Origin of the sequence: Rhodococcus sp. NPDC057135 (assembly GCF_042670865.1) — a bacterium.
Taxonomy (GTDB): domain Bacteria; phylum Actinomycetota; class Actinomycetes; order Mycobacteriales; family Mycobacteriaceae; genus Rhodococcus_F.
The window spans coordinates 148,156-167,698 of record NZ_JBHUUU010000001.1 but is presented as its reverse complement, the minus strand read 5'-3'; the positions used below and the strand labels follow the sequence as shown (position 1 = coordinate 167,698).

The following is a 19,543-nucleotide window of genomic DNA, read 5'->3' as shown; positions in this document are numbered from 1 at the left end:
GACAGATAATCACGCGATACCGCCAACTCTGTGCCTGATCAGGCTGTGAACCCTGTGACCATCAGGCTATGAACCTGCCGATCGTCGGATTCGACTGGCAGATGGGACTACTGCCCCAGTTGATCGAACCGAAAGCCGTCGCAACGACATTGCCGACCCCGGTGTTCACCGTCGCGGAGAGGTACGGGTAAGTCCCTACCAGGTCGACGATTCCGGACTTGCCGGTGTCTGTATTGACCCACGCAACGGTGACCTGTCCGGCCGCCGGGATAGGCGCAGCTGCCGGGAACGAATCGAAGCGAATGTCGCCCTTGGCAATGGGCGGATTGGCCTCTGGTCCGGACTGGCCGGTGAGACCGGTCAACGAAGCCAGCGACCCCTGATTCGGACACCCGATGGTGACGGCGGCACCGCCGAAAGGATGTGGCGGATCAGCCGAGGCGACTCCGGCGAACATGACGCTCGCGGCAATCGGTAGTCCGATGGCCGCAAAAACCCCGGCCGTGCGTGTGACGCTCATAGCTGCTCCTCGGGTCGACAACACTTTCCGGATACCCCTGGTACAACGCCCGAAACGAAGGAAAGTCGACTATTCACACCCCCTAGACAACGCGTGTTGTCAGAACTACAGTCGGTGGTGCAGCTCACACCTACCTCTGCCGCATGCAGACCAGCCCCATGGAGTGTTCAGATGAAGCGCTACGACCTCCGCAGTCGCACGGATCGACTCGATCCCGAAACCGATTACGAAGAGATGTCGCGCATTCTCGCGGCACAGGAGTTTCCCTGGGACATCAATCAAGCGCTCAGCTTCGCGCTGTTTCGCACGTACGCAGTCCCCTCCATCGGCAAGCTCCTCTTCTCCACGGGCGAGTTCACCGACAAGGTTCAGAAACGCTACGACGACACCAGCCTGATCCTCGACGCCATCCTCGAGCACGGCCTCAGCAGCACCGAAGGCCGCAAGAGCGTGCGCCGAATGAATCAGATGCACGGCTCGTACGACATCTCGAACGACGACATGCTCTACGTCCTGGCCACCTTCGTCGTCACGCCGGTCAGATGGCTCGACGCGTACGGCTGGCGAAAGATGACCGAGAACGAGATCGTCGGGTCGACGAACTACTACCGCCACCTGGGTCGGTACATGAACATCAAGGACACGCCTGACACCTACGAGGGGTTCGTCAAACTTCTCGACGACTATGAGCGCGAACACTTTTCATTCGACCCCGGCGCGCGAGCCGTCGCCGATTCCACCCTCGAACTGATGTGTACCTTCCCTCCCAACAACCTGGCTCCGAAGGCTCTGGTCAAGGGATTCGCATTCGCCCTCATGGACGATCATCTCCTCGACGCCTTCCACTACAAGCACCCGAGCACCGCGATGCGCGTCGTCTCACGCGGAGCGTTGAAGGTCCGAGCGCGTCTGCTGCGGTTCTTCCCGGTGCGCACGAAGCGGAAATTCGCCCGCGAACTGCCCAACATCCGCAGCTACCCGAGCGGTTACAAGGTCGAAGACCTCGGCACCTTCCCCGCCGGATGTCCGGTCAAGCACCTGCAGGCAGACCAGCAGGCCCAAGCGTAGACGCGCTGGAACGCATCGGATTCACGGACGATTTTGTCCGCGGAACGTTCAGGAGGTGATGGTCATCATTCCGATACCGCCGTACGGACTCGGCGACAGTTGGAAGATCTGGACTCCCTGGTTGATTCCCATCGTGGAGTGGTGGAACTCCTGGCACCCCGCGCTGGGCTGAATAGCCTCTCTCATGCCTGAATGCGGGAGGAGTCGCGACCAGTACGACGCAGGGTGATCAATTCATGGTTCGTCTCGGCGTCGTGTCGACGCCCCTCTTCTTCGAAGTCCATCAGCTCATAGAACCTGCGGGCGCGATCGTTGAGGGTGTAAACCTCGAGTGTCACCTCGCCGTGCAGGGTGGCAGCGTGTTCGACCAACGCCCGCCCGACACCCAACCCTTGTGATGCCGGCGCGACGAACAGTCCCCCGATTTCGGAGCCGATCATTCCCAACAGGCCGACGACTTCGGAACTGTGCTCAGCCACCCAATTGTCGGCCTGAATCAGATACACCTCTCGCATCTTCTGCTCCCGTTCACCGGTCCCCTCACCCGCAAGGAACGGATGGGCTTCGCGGGCTGCACGAGACCACAGGTCGACGACCACGTCCTCATCCGAGGGCTGGTAGCGGCGAATGGTCAGATCCTGGTTCACAATCCGACCATACCCTCAGGCAATAGAGGACTGTCCGGCGCCGAAGATGTTCAATTCGCGGATCTACGCACGACGGCCTCGACATAAATCAGTGAGAACAATTCGATTCGTTGCCGCTCCGCAGACAATCAGCTGTGCAAGGGTTATCCGATGACTAGCGGCGATCCGACGACCGACGGTGGAGGCCCGGCATCTTGGTGGAAGGTGACAGCGATTGTCGCCGCAGTGCTTGTCGCCCTCACGTGCGGCGTCATCGTGTGGTCCTTCATGCCGCCGGTTGTGTACTTTCCGTTCTTTGCGCTCGCCGCCTCAGTACTGCTCGGTTTGGGCGGAGTGTGGTTGATACTCAGCCTGATTGGTTGGATGAAGTACAAGACACTGCGTTTGAGCACAATCGCGCCGGTGATAGTCCTCGTCACCGGCGCGCTCGTGACGTTGTCCGTCCCTTCGCGTGTTGCGTTTGCATTGTCGAAAGATTCCCTCGAAGCAGTGGCCGCGGATTGCCAGAAGTCGATGGACAACCAAACAATCGGCGTCTATCGGGTCCTCCAGATCTGGCCCGTCGGCAACGGGTGCCGCTTCCACATCGAGGGTGGTCTGATCGATTCGATCGGATTGGCGTACTTACCTGACGGCGCACCATATCTCGGCAAGCCCCGCCGCGACGGCGAGATCGGTTACCAGGAGTTCGACGGCGACTGGTACACCTTCGTTCAAGCGTTTTAGCAGCGTGAAACTAGCCGACCAGCTTTGACTTCAGAAGCGCGATCGTGTCCGGGGTGAGTCCGAGACCTTCGGTGAGATAACCGTCGACGGTTCCGTAATCGCTGGCTATCTGCGCGAGTCCAGCTTCCAAATACGACGCGTCGACACCGAGGGCCGGCTCGAGATTGGTCGCTACCTGCGGGCTCAAGGCCTGAGAGATCTGCGCAAGGATCTTCTCGTTGGTCGCCTGAAGGTAGGTGTTGCTCAACAGATAGTCGTCCATGATCGTCTGGGCGGGGACACCCGCGATGGACTGCAACAACATCGCGGTCCAACCCGTGCGGTCCTTGCCTGAGGTGCAATGGAACAACTGCACCCCGTCACTCGCAGCGATGTCCGAGAGGATTTGCTTGAAGCCGGCACGGCGAACGGGATCGGTGACAAAACTGCGGTTGGTGTCGACCAAGAACTGCTTAGCCTCTTCCGGCGACTTGATGGTTGTGGCGAGCTGGGTGAGATCCTTGAACTCGATCGGGATGTTCGTGTACGTCACGCCCTCCGGAAGCTTATCTGCGCCACCGATGAACGGGTTGGAGATCTCGGTTGCACCGCGCAGGTCATAGGCGTCGGCAAGTCCGAGGCCGGTGAGTGTCGCCTTGTCGGCGTCGCTGGTCGCGGTCAGCGCATTGGACCGGTAGATGACGCCGCGCTTGAGGTGCGAGCCATCTGCGGTGGCGTATCCCCTCCCGTCGTTTCCTGCGATGTCGCGAAAGTTCGCCACGGAGGCCAAGTTCGGTGTCGGCGCGAGCACCGGTTCGAGCGAGCCGAGATCGACCGACCCGAGCGATCCCGTGTTCAGAGAACCCAAGTCGAGCGGGATGGCCGTAGCGGGAGCGGCAAACAACAGACCTCCGGTGACAACCAGTGCGGCGGCCTTCGCAGTGCGAGCGAACAATATTCGTGTGCGTGTGGACATGTGGCAGTACCTCTCTTTGTGGTTTGGTGATCTGTAGTCAAGGTGCGACGTCACCGATGCCGGTGAATCCGTATCGCTGGTGAGGTCCGATCACTGCTACCTCGAACAGGCCTGTCCCGGTGCGGGTTACGCCGTCCTCGACGAGGGTGAACCGGGCCAGATTGTCGACTGGGCACAGCATCTTCTTCCACGGTTCGATGTCCGAAACCTTCTCTCGCAGGCCTTGAACCACCAGTTCGCCCTGCCACATCCCGTGACGCCAATCCTGCTCGAGTCCGTAGCCCGTGCCGACACCGATGTAGTTGGGCAGAATCGGTTCGCAGGTGATTTCCAGAATATGGTCGGACTCGCCTGGTGCACCGGGACGCCGGAAGTACAGAGTTCCGCTCTTCACCTCGCGTGTACCGGAAATGAAGGTGAGCTGGTGGTCCGGTCGACCCAACCACTCCGGCTCCCGCGAGCGGTCCGCCCAGACGCGAGTGGCATCCTCGAGGATTCGGCGTCCCTGCTGATCTTCTTGAACGATCGTGACGATGGTGAAGTCGCCGAATTGCATGATCGAGTAAATCCAGAAGAAGTTCTGACTGCCTGCTATCGCCGGATCCGCTTTGCGCCCAGGTGGTTCCGCTTCACCGACCGGTCGAACACCCCAGGACCGATCGCGATTACCCCGCCACGTCTCCGGGTTGACCGGGATGACGTCGCCGTCCACGGTCAGAGATCCGGACCACGTGCCTGTCTGCACGAATCGTTGGGTGTCGAAGGTGACTCGTTCCAGCTGACGGTGAAAATGCCTGGCCTCGAGATTGGCCGGACCGTCGGACTCGAAGGTGAGGTCGAAGCTCAGATCCGGTGCCTCGGGGCTCGGTTCCAACACCACACGTAGGCGGTGCAGACCCTCGATGATGTCGATTCGCAGCGGGCCTACTGACAGGTCCATTCGATCGTCACCCAAGGCTCGGGATGCCCGGAAGACTATATGGTCTTCGCCGCACCGAAGAACCGCAAAGCCGTCGCACACACCAAGATTGGGGTACTGACCGAGACCGATGATGAGAAACAGCGGCTCGGTGTCTCCGTCGACGCCGGCATGAGCGTTGAAGTAGTAGCGATCGTAGAAGTTTCGATCCGAGGTGCCCACGTGGCGGATGGTCTCGGCGATCTGATGTACCGGGTAGTCGTCGAGCGGGGACAGCGTCATCGCGATTCTCCTGTCGTGACGGGGGCTGTTTCGAGCGATGCCCAATAGGTGCCGTCGAGCATGGCTTCGAGTGTCTTGTGGTGCAGGATCATTTCGTCCGGGTTGTCGGGGAACTCGGCCTGACCGAAAGCCACTGCGCGGCTTTGGACTCGGAACATGATCACCGCATGCCGCAACGCGGCGTACACGATGTAGAAATCGAGATCCGCTACCTGGTGTCCGGACAGCGACCGGTAGGCATCTGCCACGTCCTCACGGCGCAGGAAGTCCGGCATTCCGGGGAGGTCGGCCATGGCCGCAAGATCCTCGAAGAACCTGTGCTGGAAGATCATCCAGCCAAGGTCCAGCTCACGCGGCCCCAGTGTTGCCATCTCCCAATCGAGGACCGCCGCCGGCTCGAAGTCACGGTAGATGATGTTTCCGATCCGCGAGTCACCCCAACTGAGCACGGCTGCACCGGCATCGGCGGGAAAGTTCGTCTCGATCCAGTCGAAACCGCGCTCGATCAACGGGGATCCTGGTCCGTCGGCGGTTGCCCACTCGTAATAGCTTCGCTGCTCTTCGAGGTGGGCGCGAAGTGCCTCTGTGCCAGTCGGTTCGGCGCCGTCGCGGCACAGTTCGGGCAGTGCGAGGTGCGGATCGGCCATCGCGTGCAGCTCCGCGAGTACACGGACCGATGACTGCTGGAGTCGAGAACAGTCGTCGACTGAAGCCTCCGAGAGCCAGGATCCGAACGTGTACGGCATGACGTCGGGCGGAATTTCGCCGTCGCGGCGCTCCATCACGAAGAACTCGCCGCCGAGCGCGTCCGGATTGCTCTCGGACCAGTACACCCGCGGGACCGGCACCGACGTGTGTGCGGCGACGGCGCTCATGACCCGAAACTGCTGGTCCAGGTTGTACGACGGAAAGATCGGCACCGCGCTGTCTCGCGGTGCGATTCGGGCGACAAGGCGGTGCTCTGCTCGAACCCCGTCCTCGATCCACGTCGCATCGAAGAGCACAGTTTCGTTGGACATGCCGTTCGCGGCCGGCACCTCGACCGAGGTCACGGAAGGTTTCGAACCTCGCCACAGCACGGTAGCGAGCCAGCTTTCGAGGTTGCGCCGCATCTCGGTCGGGTCGTTGCGGGATTCGCCGGGTCTGGCGAATTCGGCGTAGTCGGGATTCTCGCCTGAGGTTTCTGTTTCGGTTCGAAGGTTCATCACCACTCCTCGTGGTTCGGTGGCGCCGATGCGCACGTGCCGATAGTCGATACAATATGTATCGACTAAAGCCGTGACAGAATGTAACGGCCATCACAGCGATACCGCAAGGGATTTGCCAAAAATGTCCAAAGATTCCGAAACTCAGCACCGCCTGGGCCCGCAGCGAAACCCTGCAATCGACGACGCAGTACTGGACGCGACCAGGCAACTGTTGGAGGAAAAGGGGTATGCAGGCACATCCATCGACGCCATAGCCACACGCGCGGGAGTGGGGCGCCCGGCGATCTACCGTCGGTGGCCGTCGAAGGCGCACATCGTCAACGACGCGATCTACCCGGTGCTCGACGTCGAACAGGGCGCCGACATCGACTCAGAACTCGGCACCGAGGGCACGATCACGGATCAGATCCGCGCGCTGGTGCACGGCGCGGTTGCACTGTTCGCAGCTCCCGCCACGCGAGCCGCTGCACCCGGACTGATGAGCGAAGTGCGAACAAACGCGGAACTGCGTGAGGTTCTGGTGGTGCGGCAACTGGCCGGAGTCCGCGTCGAGCTGAACCGTCGACTGGAAGCGGCGAGGGAACGAGGCGACATCCGAAGCGGCGTCGACGCCGACGCTCTTCTCGACATCATGGCGGGTGCGGCCATCTTCGCGATGTCGGTTCGGGACGTCCCAGACCCGGGACCGTATGCCGACTCACTCGCCGACATAGTGCTGAACGGCATACTCCCCGAAAGCTAATCCGCCGGCGTCGTAGTGGTTTGGCCTATCCAGTCGAGGAACTGCCCATGGCCACCGGCTAGTCCCTGGGGCGTGCCGTCAAGAGAGACAACAAATTTGCCGCGACATTCCTCAGGTGACACGGTCAGCTTGGCGTCGACTTCAGGCAGAACGCCAATACCTTCGTTGGCAATCCAGTGACATGGCAAAGCGCGAACAACTTCTGTGAATTCCACTCTGGCAGTAGGGATCAGATAGTTGAGGACTGCGCTGTGAAAGACGACGATCGTGGTGTTGAGCGGCGCACGCTCGACGAGATCGGCAACAGCCGACGTGAGATCTCCGCGAACCAGACGAGGCGGATCCGCACGCGCAAGGACAGCAGCGTCGCGCAATCGCTGACGGCGGTGGTCCTGTTCCGGCCACACAAGACTCTCCAACCATTTCATGTCGTCGGTGTCACCTACATCAAGTGGATTGAGGTCGATGCCCTCCCGGTAGACCACGTCCAGGACTTTCTCCGGAATCGGCGGATTGCCAGTCGTCGCGCACTCCAGCAGAACGGTGGACGGACCATCGAATGGATGCAGATACTTTTCGCCGTCGTAGAGATAGCTGTAGCGGTCCGGATAAAGGCACAGGCCCGCCGAGGCACCGACTTCGACAAGCGAGAGCGGGCCTTTCAACAACCCGAGGACGGGAAGCAACACAGCAGCGCGGCCGGCTTCATTGGTCTGCGTAGTCCGGATCCGCGCGAGGTGTTCCACCTCGGACCAGTTCTCCCTCAGCCATCGGCGAAACGACGCGTACGGCGCGACCGGGGCACCGAGGTGACGGCTCGCCCCGAATATCAGGTTGGGTTGCCTGCGGGGTTCTGGAAGTCGGTCGATCAGAGCGAGGACTGCTGGATCCTCCGATACGCCGAGGCCCCATTCCTCGTAGATCTCGGAGTTCCCTTTGGCTTCCACTTCCGCGAACGATCGGTACCAGCGCGATGTGTCCACCGTCGATGTCTACCGGATGCGACCTAGGTCTGGGAACCCGTGGTCGGCTCGCTGCCGACTATCCTGTGGGGCATGACCGAGCCTGTAGCGACCGCTGACCTTGCCGACGAGATCGGACCCGACATCCGTAGCTGCGACACGCAGTTCACCCAGTTCGGTGGACGTGAGGTTTTTGCGGGCCCCATCACCACCATCAAGTGCTTCCAGGACAACCTGCTCGTGAAGCAGACCCTCAGCGAACCGGGCAACGGCGGAGTCCTCGTCGTCGACGGTGACGCGAGCATCCACACCGCCCTGGTCGGCGACATCATCGCCGGCCGCGGCGTCGACAACGGCTGGGCCGGCGTCATCGTCAACGGAGCTGTCCGCGACTCGGCGATCCTGCGCACCCTCGACATCGGCGTCAAGGCCCTGGGTACCAACCCGCGCAAGAGCACTCAGACCGGTTCGGGTGAGAAGAACGTGCCGATCGAAATCGGCGGCGTCACCTTCAACCCCGGCGAGATCGTCTACAGCGACCAGGACGGCGTCGTAGTTCGCGAAAGCTAGTCAGAAGTCGCGGGATCAGGCGGGGGCTTCCACTTTGGCGGCCATCCCGCCGATCTCGACGACATCGCCGTCACGAAGCTGACGGCCACGGCGATCTTCGACCTCACCGTTGACCGAAACCATGCCGTCGGCGATCACTTCCTTGGCCTCCGCGCCCGATTCGATGAGGTTCGCGAGCTTGAGAAACTGACCGAGCCGAATCATTTCGTCGCGGATGGGTACTGCTGGAATGTTGTCGGTCATGTCAATCATCTTCCTCCTCCCACAAAACTGGACACGACAGACCACACTTAGCGTGAGGATCTGATCGACCGGTAGGAGAGGAAGCTCGATGGCACCATTGACCGAGGTATCGGACACCACTGCAGAGTTGGTGGAATCGCCACCCGAAAATCCGCGCCAGGCGCGTCGATTCCGCAAAGGGCGGTTCAGCCAGGTTCCCCATATCTCGGGACTGATCCTCGGCGTCTTCTCCGTACTGGTGTTCCTGTGGAGCATCTCGCCGGTTCTGCGGCACATCCTCCGAGTCCCACGCGAATACATCGACAATTACTACTTCGACGCACCGGATACGAGCCTGTCGTGGGCGCTCGTCGTCGCCCTGCTCGCCGCCGCTCTCGCAAGCCGTAAGCGCATCGCCTGGTGGCTGTTGACGATCTACCTGGCGCTGATCACCCTCACCAACATCGCCTCCGCGATCGTCGACAAGAACCCGAACAACGCCGTGGCCGTTGTGGTTCTGCTGATCGTGATCGGAATCCTGATCGCCGCGAGGCCCGAGTTCTACACACGCGTACGACGCGGTGCCGGCTGGAAAGCTCTCGGCGTACTGATTGGCGGCATGGCTGTCGCGACCGTGATCGGTTGGGGCCTGGTCGAACTCTTCCCAGGTGACCTGCCGCAGAACCAGCGATTCCTGTGGGCTCTGAACCGCGTCACCGCTGCGGCATCGGTCGACAACGAGGTGTTCGACGGTCATCCACGCGTCTTCGTCAACACGATCCTCGGTCTCCTCGGCGCCATCGCGCTACTCGCCGCAGTCATGACGCTCTTCCGCGCGCAACGCTCCAACAACGCCCTCACCGGAAACGACGAGTCCGCGATTCGCGGATTGATCCAGAACTTCGGCGCCGACGACTCGCTCGCCTACTTCGCCACCCGCCGCGACAAGGCCGTCATCTTCGCGCCGAGCGGCAAGGCCGCGATCACGTACCGCGTCGAAATCGGCGTCTGCCTTGCCAGTGGTGATCCCATCGGCGATCCCGAAGCCTGGCCGCACGCCATCGAAGCGTGGCAGGGACTCGCGTCGCAGTACGGCTGGGCGACGGCCGTCATGGGCGCCAGCGAAACCGGAGCGACGGCGTACAAGAAAGCCGGCTTGAGCGTCCTGCAACTCGGCGACGAAGCGATCCTGCGTACCCGCGAATTCAATCTCAACGGACGCGACATGCGTCCGGTCCGTCAGGCCGTCACCCGCGTGAGGCGCCACGGCGTCACCGTCCGGATGCGACGCCATCGCGACATCCCGCCCGAGGACATGGCGGCCGTCATCATCCGCGCCGACGACTGGCGCGACACCGACACCGAGCGCGGATTCTCCATGGCGCTCGGCCGACTGGGCGATCACCTCGACGGCGACTGCCTCCTCGTCGAAGCCGTCATGGGTGAAGGCACCGAGGACGAAAGCGTCGTCGGCATGCTCTCGCTCGTGCCGTGGGGACCGAACGGGGTGTCGCTCGACCTGATGCGCCGCAAGCCGACGGCGCCCAACGGAGTTGTCGAATTGATGGTCGCGGAGTTGGCCACACGCTCGGACGAGATCGGCGTCGTACGGGTCTCGCTCAACTTCGCCGTGTTCCGCTCGGTATTCGAGGAAGGTTCGCGCATCGGCGCCGGCCCGATCCTCCGCATTTGGCGCTCGGTGCTCGTCTTCTTCTCGCGCTGGTGGCAGCTCGAAGCCCTGTACCGCTCGAATGTGAAGTACCAGCCTGATTGGGAGCCTCGCTTCCTCTGCTTCGAGGACAACCGCGAACTGCCGCGCGTCGGATTCGCGTCGGCCATCGCCGAAGGCTTTGTGGTGCTGCCCAGTTTCGGGCGCAAGTCGAGCCAGGTCGTCAAGCACACCGGCACGCATGTGGCGGTGCCCGCCGCTCTGGTGACGTCCGAAGGACTGCATGCCGACGGCAGTCCGCCGGACTCGGCGCCGTCGTTCACGACCAACGGTCCGCGTCGACCCGAGCAGGTCCGCGTGCGCATGAACAAGCTCGCGCAACTGGCCGACGAAGGAATCGCCGCGTACCCCGTCGCGTATCCGCCGACGCACACGATCGCGGCCGCAGCGAAGTCACCGGAGGGCACCCGTGTGCGAATCGCGGGACGCCTCCTGCGGGTCCGCGACTACGGCGGAGTGGTGTTCACGGACGTACGCGATTGGTCCGGCGACATTCAGGTCCTGGTCGACCAGGACAACGTCGGCCGCGAGAAGTTGGCGGAGTTCGCCGCCGAGTTCGATCTCGGTGACCTGATCGAAGTCAGCGGAACCATCGGGCGCAGCCGCAAGGGCGAACTGTCGCTCATCGCCGTCGAGTGGCGCATGAACGGCAAGTGCCTGCACCCGCTGCCGGACAAGTGGAAGGGACTCTCGGATCCCGAGACCCGCGTCCGCCAGCGGTACCTCGACATCGCTCTCAACCCGAAGGCCCGCGAACTGCTCGAGGCCCGAAGCGCCGTCGTGAAGTCGCTGCGCGATTCACTGGGTGGTCGCGGATACCTCGAAGTCGAGACGCCGATCCTGCAGCAGGTGCACGGCGGCGCGAACGCCGCTCCGTTCCTGACACACATCAACGCGTACAACCTCGACCTCTATCTCCGCATCGCACCCGAGCTTTACCTGAAGCGCCTGTGCGTCGCGGGTATGGAGAAGGTGTTCGAGATCGGCCGCGTGTTCCGCAACGAGGGCGTCGACTTCAAACACAATCCCGAGTTCACGATCCTCGAGGCGTACGAGGCGCACAGCGACTACGAGGGCATGATGCGGATGTGCCGCGAGTTGATCCAGGCGGCGGCCGTCGCAGCATTCGGTCGCGAGATCATCATGCGACCCGGACCGGACGGCGAACTGGTCGAGGTCGACATCTCCGGCGAGTGGCCGGTGAAGACGATGCACGGCGCCGTCGCCGAAAAACTTGGTGTCGACGTCTCCCCCGAGACGAGTCTCGAAGACCTGCAGAAGCTGTGCGACGCCAACGAGATCCCGTACCAGTCCAGCTGGGACACCGGCGCCATCGCGCAGGAAATGTACGAGCACCTGGTCGAGGACTACACCGAGTTCCCGACGTTCTACACCAACTTCCCCACCTCGATGTCGCCGCTCACCCGGCCTCATCGCAGCATCCCCGGCGTCGCCGAGAAGTGGGACCTGGTGGCGTGGGGTGTCGAACTCGGAACCGCGTACAGCGAGCTGACGGACCCCGTGGATCAGCGCAACAGGCTCACCGAGCAGTCGATGCTCGCGGCCGGCGGCGACCCCGAAGCGATGGAATTGGACGAGGACTTCCTCCAAGCCCTCGAACACGCGATGCCGCCGACGGGTGGTCTCGGGATGGGCGTCGACCGAATCGTCATGCTGATCACGGGTGGCAGCATCCGCGAGACGCTGGCCTTCCCCCTCGCGAAACCGCGTCAGTAGTCCGGATTCTCGCGTGCCGGAATTGTTCCACGTGAAACCACCGGGCGAGATCTTGCAGGTCGGCGAGAGCCGACTGCATGTTCTTGCCGAAGGCGACGGCCCCGTCGTCGTCCTGTGCGGCGGGCTGGCGGGCAACTGGTTCGACTGGGACGACTGCGCACGTCATCTCCAGTCGGACCACACCGTCGTCCGGTTCGATCGCCCGGGTTTCGGACTCAGTGAGCCGTCGTCCGAAGTGCCGACCGTGCACGGTGAAGCTCAGCGGATCCTCGATGTTCTCGACGCTCTGGGGTTGGCGGGGCCCGCGGTGGTGGTCGGTCACTCCATCGCCGGCTTCTACGTCGAAGGCTTCGCGCGCCTGTTCCCCGATCGCGCAGCGGGCATGCTCCTCCTCGATTCCAGTGCCGAGAAAGAGCCGAAACGTCTTTTCCCCCGCGACCTACTGCTGATCGCCTCCCGGGCCGCCGCGGCCTCCTTCAGCACTACCGGATTGCAACGCCTCCTCGGCACCACGACGCGCAAGATCCTCAACCAGTCCGTGCCGCCGAGCGGCTCCTCGGACGCGACGCTCGAATGGGTCCGGAAGATCTACCGCGAACCTCATTATCTGGAAGCGGCGATGGTCGAATACGTCGCATACACCGATATGGCGTTGGAGCTCACCGCTTTACGACGGTCGAGCAAGCACCCCCTGCCCGACATCGACCTCAGCGTCGTCGCCGCGCACACGGGCCACACCACTCCCTGGGCCATCGCCTGGATGGCAAAGCAGCAGAAACTCGCCACCTACCTCGGCGGGAGTTTTCACGTCCTGCGCCCGGCACATCACCACGCGATGATCGACCAACCCGAGGAGTTGGCGAACTTGATTCGGCGTCTCACGCAGCCGAACCGTCGGGGATGACACTTAAAGCTACAACTCGGACAGTAGCCGGATCATTGCTAGGCTCGGACAGCTTCTGCTATCTACGACAGGCTAACCATGGACCGTTCGACACGTCGGGTGCGCTCGTGCCTGATTTTCGTGGCGATCCTCGTTGTCGCCCTGGCGGGCATCGCCGCCCGCCCCCCCGGGTTTCTGTCCACCTTCTGGCCCGCCAACGCGATCCTTCTGGGCATTCTCCTCCGTAACCCTCGCTCGTTTGCGCCGATCGGACTCGCCGTCGGCGGCGCCGCGCTGCTGACGGCGGATATTTCGACCGGAAGTTCGGTGCAGCGGGCCCTCGAATTGAATGCGATCAATCTGGTCGGGGTGACCACTGGCTTGATCGCCGCGAACTTGCTCGGCTGCTTCCCGAGGCGGGTCCCCGAGACGAAGTACACGGCCAGAATCTTCCTCGTCTCGGTTCTTGCATCTCTGACCGCCGGGTCCGCCAGTGCACTACGCACTCAGCTCCACGAAGGTAGCGGTGCGGCAACGGAATTGGTGGGGTGGTTCTTCGCCGACCTGTGTACGTATCTGATCGTGCTGCCGATCGTTCTGTCGGCACCGACACTCGAACACATTCGTAAGACTTTCGGGCCGTCCGTGAGGCAGAGCCTGCGACTCAGGCGGCTCGCCCAGATCCTCGCACCACTGGCCGCACTGCTGGTCTGCCTGCCACTCGCCTTGGAGGTTCAGGGAGCCCTCGCCCTGCTGCTGCCGATGCCGGCGCTCCTGTGGTGCGCAATGCGGGTCTCACTGTTCAGCACTTCGCTCCTGGCAGCCGGATGGAGCGCGTGGGCACTGGTCATGGCAGGCCAGGGGCGGTTGGCACTGGCAGATCCGGTTCACCTGCTGAGCGAGGACGTGACCACCCGGATCTCCGTCATCCTGATGGCACTCTCCCCCATCGCCGTAGCCGTCGCCACAGGTGCACAGCGACGCGCCGAGCGAGAACTCCAACGCATCGCCGAGTGCGACGCCCTGACCGGAACATTGAGCCGACACGCGTTCTGGACCCGGTCGCAGGAACTCCTCGACACCCAGCACACAGCGCGGAAATCGATCGCCGTCATGATGCTCGATCTCGACCACTTCAAATCGATCAACGACAACCTCGGCCACCTCACCGGAGATTCGGTCCTCGAACAATTCGGAAACACCCTCCTCGCCACTACCGAAGGGCTGGGACTCTCCGGTCGACTGGGCGGTGAGGAATTTGCCGTCGCCGCCGCCGACTGCACCTTCGAAGAAGCCATCCAGCTCGCGGAGCGCATCAGAGAGGCGCAAGAGGCGCACTCACGATCCATTCGCGGTTTCGCGGGCACCGTCAGTATCGGCGTCGCCTGGGTCGACCGGGCGATGCCGGACATGGAGACCCTGCTCGACATTGCCGACAACGCGATGTACCAGGCAAAACGCGAAGGACGAAACCTCGTGGTGGCGTTCGATCTCTACATGGCAAGGTGACGTAGGTGCAACTACTCCTGATCCGACACGCGCTCCCCGAACTGGCCGAGGTCACCGAAGGCCGCGCCGATCCCTCGCTGACCGACGAAGGCCGTGCCCAGGCACTTCGGCTGCCCGCAGCACTGGCGCCGTACCGGATCACCGGACTCTTCAGCAGCCCGCAGAAGCGCGCACTCGAGACCGCGGCCCCGGTCGCGCAGGTAGTGGACCTTCCGGTAACCCAGCTCGAGGGTCTGGCGGAATACGACTACGAGCAGCCCCACTACATCCCGATGCACGAGGTCCTGGAGCGGGCACCGGAAACCTATGCGCGCATCAAAGCCGGCTGGCTGCCGGAGTCGGTGGACGGCGACGCTTTTCGTGCGCGAGTCCTCTGTGCGATCGACGAGATAGTCGCGGCGACCGACAACGACGCCACCGTGGCGATCTTCTGCCACGGCGGCGTCGTCAACATCGTTTTGCAGGAACTGCTCGGGCTGGAGCGTCCGTTGACCTTCCCGATCGAGTACGTCTCCGTCACGCGAATTCTTGTTTCCCGCAGTGGAAGCCGAAGGGTCGGGTCGATCAACGAAACAGGTCACGTGCGCAACATGTTGCGCGTCTAGCTCAACTCATACGTGGTGGCACGCCACCTGATGGCCGCCCTCGACGAGACGAAGTTCGGGAACTTCCTCGGCGCAGAGATCAGTGGCCAGCGGGCACCGCGTGCGGAAGCGGCAGCCACTGGGCGGATTGAGCGGCGACGGCAGTTCAATGACCTTCTGCTCGACGTTCTGCGCCGCGGTGACGCTGGCGTCGGGATCGGGAATCGACGCCAGCAGTAGCTGCGTGTACGGATGCAGCGCGCGGTTCTGCATGTCTTCTGCGGGAACGATTTCGCACACGCGGCCCAGGTACATGATCATCACGCGGTCGCTGATGTTCTTCACGACGGCCATGTTGTGCGCGATGAACAGCAGAGACAGCCCGTGGCGCTTCTTCGCGTCCTCGAGCAGGTTCAGAATCTGCGCCTGCACGGACACGTCGAGGCTCGAGACCGGCTCGTCACAGATCAGGACCTTGGGGTCGAGCATCAACGCGCGGGCGATGCACACACGCTGGCACTGTCCGCCCGAGAGCTCGCGCGGCGTCCGGTCCCACACCATGTCCGGGTCCAACCCGACCTCGGCAAGAACCTCGCGCGCCCGAGCTTCGATGGCGGCCTTGTCTTTTCCGCCCCAGATCGACGGACCCTCGGTGATGAGAGCCTTGACCTTGCGTCGCGGGTTCAGCGAGGAGATCGGATCCTGAAAGATCATCTGCAACTGAGTGCGGCTGCGACGCAACTCCTCCGCCCCGAGTGCCGTCATCTCCGTCTCTCCCAGGCGGATGGATCCCGACGTCGGTGAGGGCAACTGCATGATCGCCCGGCCCGCCGTGGACTTGCCGCAGCCGGATTCACCGACCACACCCAAGGTTTCACCCGGAGCGACGGTGAAGCTGATCCCGGACACGGCGTGAACCGTCTGACCCTTGCCGACGTTGAATTCGACGACCAGGTCCTCGACCGTCAAGGCCGCGTCCACCGTCTCGGGCGTTCTGGTATCCACTGATGCAGTCATCAGACCATCTCCTTCACCGCGAGCGTCAGGCCCGCTGCGGTAGTGCCGGCCTTCTCGTTGGCGACCAATGCCGTTGTGCCTTCCGGGGTATCGACCGGGTAGTGGCACGCGAACGTGTGACTTTCGGTTGTGTTGTCTCCCGGACCGCCGGGGGCCAGAGCCGGGTCGCCGGTCAGGCAGTCGTCCTGGGCATAGCGGCAGCGAGCAGCGAAGCGGCAACCGGTGATCGGCTTCGTCATGTCCGGAAGTCCACCCGGAATTGTCTGCAGCACTGTGTGCGTCGGCGATTCGAGTCGCGGAATCGCAGCCATCAACGCTTCGGTGTACGGATGACGCGGACGAGTGAACAGCTCTTCGGTTGCCGACGTCTCCACGACGGAACCGGCGTACATGACAGCGACGCGATCCGATCGACCCGAGACCACACCGAGATCGTGGCTGATCAGGATGACGGCCATGTTGAGCTTGTCGTTGAGCGAGGCGAGCAGATCGAGGATCTGCTTCTGGACCGTCACGTCGAGGGCGGTGGTCGGCTCGTCGGCGATCAGCAGTTTCGGCTCGCAGGCCAGCGCCATGGCGATGACCACACGCTGTCGCATACCGCCCGAAAGTTCGTGGGGGTACTGATCGAGCCGACGCTTGGGCTCGGGGATACCCACCATCGACAGGAGTTCCGCAGCGCGATCACGGGCCGCATCCTTCTTCAGACCAAGGTGGAACTTCAAGGATTCGGTGATGTGCGTACCGATGCGCTTGAACGGATTGAGCGAGGTCATCGGATCCTGGAAGACCATGGCGATCTCCGGTCCCCAGAAGTGCTTCATCTCCGACTTCTTCATCGTCGACATGTCGCGGCCGGCAAACGTCACCGTTCCCGTGATGTCGAGGGCCGGACCCTTCTGGAGCAGACCCATGATGGTGCGCCCGAGAACCGACTTGCCGGAACCGGATTCGCCTACGATGCCGAGAGTTTCACCAGCGGAGACGTGGATCGAGACACCGTCGACTGCTCGCAACTGGCCACGCGGAGTGGCGAATACGGTTCTGATGTTGTCCGCCTGCAGCAGCGGAACGCCGTTCTGAGATGAAGTGGTCACAGCTTACTCCGATACTTCTCACCGATGAGGTTGAAGGAGAACACCGTCAGGAAGAGGAAGACACCTGGCACCAGGACGATGAACGGATGCTTCTCCACGATCCCGCCCTGGCCTTCGGCAATCATGTTGCCCCAGGTCGGATCGGGTTGTGCGATACCGAGTCCGAGGAAGCTCAGTGAGGCTTCCGCGACGATCAGACCGGAGACGGCCACCAAGCCGAGCGCAGCGACGGGAACGAGGACGTTGGGAACCAACTCGCGCCAGATGACACGCCATTTGGTGGCGCCCATGGCACGCGCGGCAAGCACGAACTCCCGTTGGGCGACAACGATGGTGTTGGCCCTCGCGATTCGAACCATGCTGGGAATGCAGAGAATCGAGAGTGCGAGCGTGATGTTGCGCAGGTTCGACGTCAGCACCGCGGCCAGTGCGATGAGCAGGACCAGGGAAGGAATGGCCAGCAGCGAGTTGGTCAGGATTCCGACGACGGCATCGACCTTGCCGCGGAAATAGCCGGCCATGACGCCGATGGTGCCACCGATGATCATGCCGATCAGTACGGCGCAGATTGCCACGGTCAAGGATGCTCGAGCCCCGAACAAGGCGCGGGCGAGGAGGTCGAGACCGAAGTTGTTGGTACCCAACGGGTGCTCGGACAACAGGCTCGGCGAGGCGAAGCCCGGCTCGGCCAAGGTCTTGACCGTGTCCTTGTACTCACCGAGCGGCAGCAGCGGTGCAAAGATCGCGGCCAGGATCAGGGCGACCAGCCAGATGCACGCCAACCAGTACGAGAGATCGAACTGACTGCCCCACTTGGACGTACCGAGCTTGCCGAGGCCCTTGAAGAGGAAAACCAGGGCAACGAGCGCGAGCACGATCCGGACGGTCATCATGATGGCCGAACCGAAGAGTGCGGTGCCGAGCAGCGCAAAGCCGACCACCGTGAGAATCGACCCGATCAGGACCAGGTTCTTCGGCTGTTCCAGCGTTTCGACGGGACCGGGAGCCAGCAGGACTGTCTGCTGCCGGTATGTCATCACCTCGGACGGGGCCGGCGACGGGGCCGCTCCGTCTGGCGTCACTTCAGACATGGACACGACGACTCCTCGGGTCAAGATAGGTGTACAGAACATCGATCGCGCTGTTGACGAGGACGTAGATGACGGCGATCACGACCACCGCGCCCAGCAGCATCGGCGAATCACCTTGCTGCGCTGCGCGGACGATGAGCGTGCCCATTCCGGGCAGTGAGAACAGCGTCTCGACGATCACGGTGCTGCCGATCATGCCGCCGAGAGCCAGACCCATCATCGTGATGAGCGAGAACGACGACGGGCGAAGCGCGTCACTGAAAAGCACTCGCAGCGTGGGCATTCCCTTGGCCTTCGACGCGAGGATGTAATCCTCACGGAGCGTCGTCACCAGGTCGGAGCGGAGAACGCGAGTGAACATCGCCATCTCGAGGAGGCTGATGGTGATCGCGGGAAGTATTGCGTGTGAAAGGTTTCCGGAGAGGCTGTCACCGATGCGCACCCACTGTGATCGCGGGAACCAGCCGAGCCAGTTGACGGTGACCATGATCAGCAACAGACCGGCAAGGAAGCTCGGGATGGACAGAACACCGAACGTCGCGGCGCTGATGACGCGGTCGATGACGCCGCCTTCGTGGTGTGCCGACCAGAGTGCCAGCGGCACGGCGACGACGAGGGCGATGACCAGACCCATCACTGCCAACTGCACGCTGACGGGGAGAGCGGAACTGATCGCCGTGAGGACGTCCTGCTGCGGGGGAACGAGCGAGTTACCGAGGTCGCCTTGCAGAGCACTGGTCAACCAGTCCCAATAGCGAACCAGGAGTGGATCGTTAAGACCGAGCTGCTGGCGAACTTCCTCGTACTCGGCGGGCGTGCGCCCCTCACCGAGGACGGAGACAGCGGGATCGCCGGGGATCAGTGATGCCAGCACGAAGGTTCCGAAGCTGACGATCAGGATCACAATGACGAGCTGGCCCAATTTCTTACCTATTGCGCCGATGTTCATCGATTTCGTCTCCTTCGGACAGCGAGCTCGCAATACACAGCAGTTCCTCTGATTTCATTTCTTCGTTCGCAGCCGGCCCCGATCCGCTGAAATATGGGCGCGAGGCCGGCCGTGAACTTCAGGCTC

At 62.6% G+C, this 19,543-nt stretch carries 20 protein-coding genes; 8 read left to right on the top strand and 12 right to left on the bottom strand.

Translation table 11 applies throughout. From position 1 onward, the window contains the following. Nucleotides 1-61: 61 nt before the first annotated feature. Complete coding sequence (locus ACFT1A_RS00735; protein WP_230816135.1) at nucleotides 62-520, bottom strand: hypothetical protein; 459 nt, start codon at nucleotides 518-520, stop codon at nucleotides 62-64. Nucleotides 521-691: 171 nt separating this feature from the next. On the opposite strand from ACFT1A_RS00735, the gene ACFT1A_RS00730 reads away from it, so the two are divergent. Beyond that, complete coding sequence (locus ACFT1A_RS00730) at nucleotides 692-1,588, top strand: oxygenase MpaB family protein (protein WP_378445374.1); 897 nt, start codon at nucleotides 692-694, stop codon at nucleotides 1,586-1,588. A gap of 48 nt (nucleotides 1,589-1,636) precedes the next feature. On the opposite strand, the gene ACFT1A_RS00725 is transcribed toward ACFT1A_RS00730, so the two are convergent. Both ACFT1A_RS00725 and ACFT1A_RS00720 read right to left on the bottom strand, forming a co-directional pair. Continuing rightward, nucleotides 1,637-1,774, bottom strand: coding sequence for a hypothetical protein (locus ACFT1A_RS00725; protein ID WP_378445372.1), 138 nt, complete (start codon nucleotides 1,772-1,774; stop codon nucleotides 1,637-1,639). Then, nucleotides 1,771-2,235, bottom strand: a complete 465-nt coding sequence (locus ACFT1A_RS00720) for a GNAT family N-acetyltransferase (protein ID WP_378445370.1) — start codon at nucleotides 2,233-2,235, stop codon at nucleotides 1,771-1,773. The genes ACFT1A_RS00725 and ACFT1A_RS00720 overlap by 4 nt, the downstream gene beginning before the upstream one ends. A 150-nt stretch (nucleotides 2,236-2,385) precedes the next feature. Here ACFT1A_RS00720 and ACFT1A_RS00715 point away from each other — a divergent pair, with 150 nt between their 5' ends. After that, nucleotides 2,386-2,961: a hypothetical protein gene (locus ACFT1A_RS00715; RefSeq protein ID WP_378445368.1), complete on the top strand. Its 576-nt coding sequence runs from the start codon at nucleotides 2,386-2,388 to the stop codon at nucleotides 2,959-2,961. A 10-nt stretch (nucleotides 2,962-2,971) separates the two neighbouring features. Here ACFT1A_RS00715 and ACFT1A_RS00710 read toward each other — a convergent pair whose 3' ends face one another. Genes ACFT1A_RS00710 through ACFT1A_RS00700 form a run of 3 tightly spaced genes read right to left on the bottom strand, consistent with a single transcriptional unit; the run spans nucleotide 2,972 to nucleotide 6,322 of the window. After that, nucleotides 2,972-3,916 (bottom strand): tyrosine-protein phosphatase, encoded by a 945-nt coding sequence (locus tag ACFT1A_RS00710; protein ID WP_378445366.1) that lies wholly within the window; start codon nucleotides 3,914-3,916, stop codon nucleotides 2,972-2,974. 37 nt (nucleotides 3,917-3,953) lie between these two features. Beyond that, nucleotides 3,954-5,117, bottom strand: coding sequence for a hypothetical protein (locus tag ACFT1A_RS00705; protein WP_378445364.1), 1,164 nt, complete (start codon nucleotides 5,115-5,117; stop codon nucleotides 3,954-3,956). Further along, entirely contained in the window at nucleotides 5,114-6,322 is a 1,209-nt protein-coding gene (locus ACFT1A_RS00700) for a phosphotransferase family protein (RefSeq protein ID WP_378445362.1), read from the bottom strand. Before ACFT1A_RS00700 ends, ACFT1A_RS00705 begins: the two co-directional genes overlap by 4 nt. 124 nt (nucleotides 6,323-6,446) lie before the next feature. Between ACFT1A_RS00700 and ACFT1A_RS00695 the strand changes: the two genes are divergently transcribed. Then, nucleotides 6,447-7,067, top strand: coding sequence for a TetR/AcrR family transcriptional regulator (locus tag ACFT1A_RS00695; RefSeq protein WP_378445360.1), 621 nt, complete (start codon nucleotides 6,447-6,449; stop codon nucleotides 7,065-7,067). Here the strand turns inward: ACFT1A_RS00695 and ACFT1A_RS00690 are convergent. Further along, on the bottom strand, nucleotides 7,064-8,050 hold the full coding sequence (locus ACFT1A_RS00690; RefSeq protein WP_378445358.1) for a DUF2332 domain-containing protein: 987 nt from the start codon (nucleotides 8,048-8,050) through the stop codon (nucleotides 7,064-7,066). The two genes, ACFT1A_RS00695 and ACFT1A_RS00690, sit on opposite strands and share 4 nt — an antisense overlap. A gap of 72 nt (nucleotides 8,051-8,122) precedes the next feature. On the opposite strand from ACFT1A_RS00690, the gene rraA reads away from it, so the two are divergent. Continuing rightward, complete coding sequence (rraA, locus tag ACFT1A_RS00685; protein WP_003943552.1) at nucleotides 8,123-8,599, top strand: ribonuclease E activity regulator RraA; 477 nt, start codon at nucleotides 8,123-8,125, stop codon at nucleotides 8,597-8,599. A gap of 15 nt (nucleotides 8,600-8,614) precedes the next feature. Here the strand turns inward: rraA and ACFT1A_RS00680 are convergent, their stop codons facing one another. After that, entirely contained in the window at nucleotides 8,615-8,842 is a 228-nt protein-coding gene (locus ACFT1A_RS00680; RefSeq protein WP_003943569.1) for an RNA-binding S4 domain-containing protein, read from the bottom strand. An 88-nt stretch (nucleotides 8,843-8,930) separates the two neighbouring features. Here ACFT1A_RS00680 and lysX point away from each other — a divergent pair, with 88 nt between their 5' ends. The 4 genes from lysX (at nucleotide 8,931) to ACFT1A_RS00660 (ending at nucleotide 15,284) form a co-directional block, all read left to right on the top strand. Beyond that, nucleotides 8,931-12,287, top strand: a complete 3,357-nt coding sequence (lysX, locus tag ACFT1A_RS00675; protein ID WP_378445356.1) for a bifunctional lysylphosphatidylglycerol synthetase/lysine--tRNA ligase LysX — start codon at nucleotides 8,931-8,933, stop codon at nucleotides 12,285-12,287. Nucleotides 12,288-12,300: 13 nt separating this feature from the next. Then, nucleotides 12,301-13,191, top strand: coding sequence for an alpha/beta fold hydrolase (locus tag ACFT1A_RS00670; RefSeq protein WP_378445354.1), 891 nt, complete (start codon nucleotides 12,301-12,303; stop codon nucleotides 13,189-13,191). Nucleotides 13,192-13,269: 78 nt separating this feature from the next. After that, complete coding sequence (locus tag ACFT1A_RS00665; protein WP_378445352.1) at nucleotides 13,270-14,679, top strand: diguanylate cyclase; 1,410 nt, start codon at nucleotides 13,270-13,272, stop codon at nucleotides 14,677-14,679. 5 nt (nucleotides 14,680-14,684) lie between these two features. After that, nucleotides 14,685-15,284 carry a histidine phosphatase family protein gene (locus tag ACFT1A_RS00660; protein WP_378445350.1) on the top strand — a complete coding sequence of 200 codons (600 nt, stop codon included), beginning with the start codon at nucleotides 14,685-14,687 and terminating at the stop codon, nucleotides 15,282-15,284. 6 nt (nucleotides 15,285-15,290) lie between these two features. Here ACFT1A_RS00660 and ACFT1A_RS00655 read toward each other — a convergent pair whose 3' ends face one another. From ACFT1A_RS00655 to ACFT1A_RS00640, 4 genes are read right to left on the bottom strand one after another with little or no spacing between them, the layout of a single operon-like run. Beyond that, entirely contained in the window at nucleotides 15,291-16,280 is a 990-nt protein-coding gene (locus ACFT1A_RS00655; RefSeq protein ID WP_378445348.1) for an ABC transporter ATP-binding protein, read from the bottom strand. Continuing rightward, nucleotides 16,280-17,377, bottom strand: a complete 1,098-nt coding sequence (locus ACFT1A_RS00650; RefSeq protein ID WP_378445346.1) for an ABC transporter ATP-binding protein — start codon at nucleotides 17,375-17,377, stop codon at nucleotides 16,280-16,282. Before ACFT1A_RS00650 ends, ACFT1A_RS00655 begins: the two co-directional genes overlap by 1 nt. After that, on the bottom strand, nucleotides 17,374-18,468 hold the full coding sequence (locus tag ACFT1A_RS00645) for an ABC transporter permease (RefSeq protein ID WP_378445764.1): 1,095 nt from the start codon (nucleotides 18,466-18,468) through the stop codon (nucleotides 17,374-17,376). The genes ACFT1A_RS00650 and ACFT1A_RS00645 overlap by 4 nt, the downstream gene beginning before the upstream one ends. Next, entirely contained in the window at nucleotides 18,461-19,417 is a 957-nt protein-coding gene (locus tag ACFT1A_RS00640) for an ABC transporter permease (RefSeq protein WP_283305698.1), read from the bottom strand. Before ACFT1A_RS00640 ends, ACFT1A_RS00645 begins: the two co-directional genes overlap by 8 nt. Nucleotides 19,418-19,543: the final 126 nt, after the last annotated feature.

What these genes read in the sequence shown, in the direction of transcription:
- ACFT1A_RS00665 (WP_378445352.1), top strand. Translation starts at nt 13,270, where the DNA reads ATGGACCGTTCGACACGTCGGGTGCGCTCGTGCCTGATTTTCGTGGCG.
- ACFT1A_RS00645 (WP_378445764.1), bottom strand. Translation starts at nt 18,468, where the DNA reads ATGTCTGAAGTGACGCCAGACGGAGCGGCCCCGTCGCCGGCCCCGTCC.
- ACFT1A_RS00725 (WP_378445372.1), bottom strand. Translation starts at nt 1,774, where the DNA reads ATGAGAGAGGCTATTCAGCCCAGCGCGGGGTGCCAGGAGTTCCACCAC.
- rraA (WP_003943552.1), top strand. Translation starts at nt 8,123, where the DNA reads ATGACCGAGCCTGTAGCGACCGCTGACCTTGCCGACGAGATCGGACCC.
- ACFT1A_RS00655 (WP_378445348.1), bottom strand. Translation starts at nt 16,280, where the DNA reads ATGACTGCATCAGTGGATACCAGAACGCCCGAGACGGTGGACGCGGCC.
- ACFT1A_RS00735 (WP_230816135.1), bottom strand. Translation starts at nt 520, where the DNA reads ATGAGCGTCACACGCACGGCCGGGGTTTTTGCGGCCATCGGACTACCG.
- ACFT1A_RS00705 (WP_378445364.1), bottom strand. Translation starts at nt 5,117, where the DNA reads ATGACGCTGTCCCCGCTCGACGACTACCCGGTACATCAGATCGCCGAG.
- ACFT1A_RS00715 (WP_378445368.1), top strand. Translation starts at nt 2,386, where the DNA reads ATGACTAGCGGCGATCCGACGACCGACGGTGGAGGCCCGGCATCTTGG.
- ACFT1A_RS00695 (WP_378445360.1), top strand. Translation starts at nt 6,447, where the DNA reads ATGTCCAAAGATTCCGAAACTCAGCACCGCCTGGGCCCGCAGCGAAAC.
- ACFT1A_RS00710 (WP_378445366.1), bottom strand. Translation starts at nt 3,916, where the DNA reads ATGTCCACACGCACACGAATATTGTTCGCTCGCACTGCGAAGGCCGCC.
- ACFT1A_RS00730 (WP_378445374.1), top strand. Translation starts at nt 692, where the DNA reads ATGAAGCGCTACGACCTCCGCAGTCGCACGGATCGACTCGATCCCGAA.
- ACFT1A_RS00700 (WP_378445362.1), bottom strand. Translation starts at nt 6,322, where the DNA reads ATGAACCTTCGAACCGAAACAGAAACCTCAGGCGAGAATCCCGACTAC.
- lysX (WP_378445356.1), top strand. Translation starts at nt 8,931, where the DNA reads ATGGCACCATTGACCGAGGTATCGGACACCACTGCAGAGTTGGTGGAA.
- ACFT1A_RS00680 (WP_003943569.1), bottom strand. Translation starts at nt 8,842, where the DNA reads ATGACCGACAACATTCCAGCAGTACCCATCCGCGACGAAATGATTCGG.
- ACFT1A_RS00640 (WP_283305698.1), bottom strand. Translation starts at nt 19,417, where the DNA reads ATGAACATCGGCGCAATAGGTAAGAAATTGGGCCAGCTCGTCATTGTG.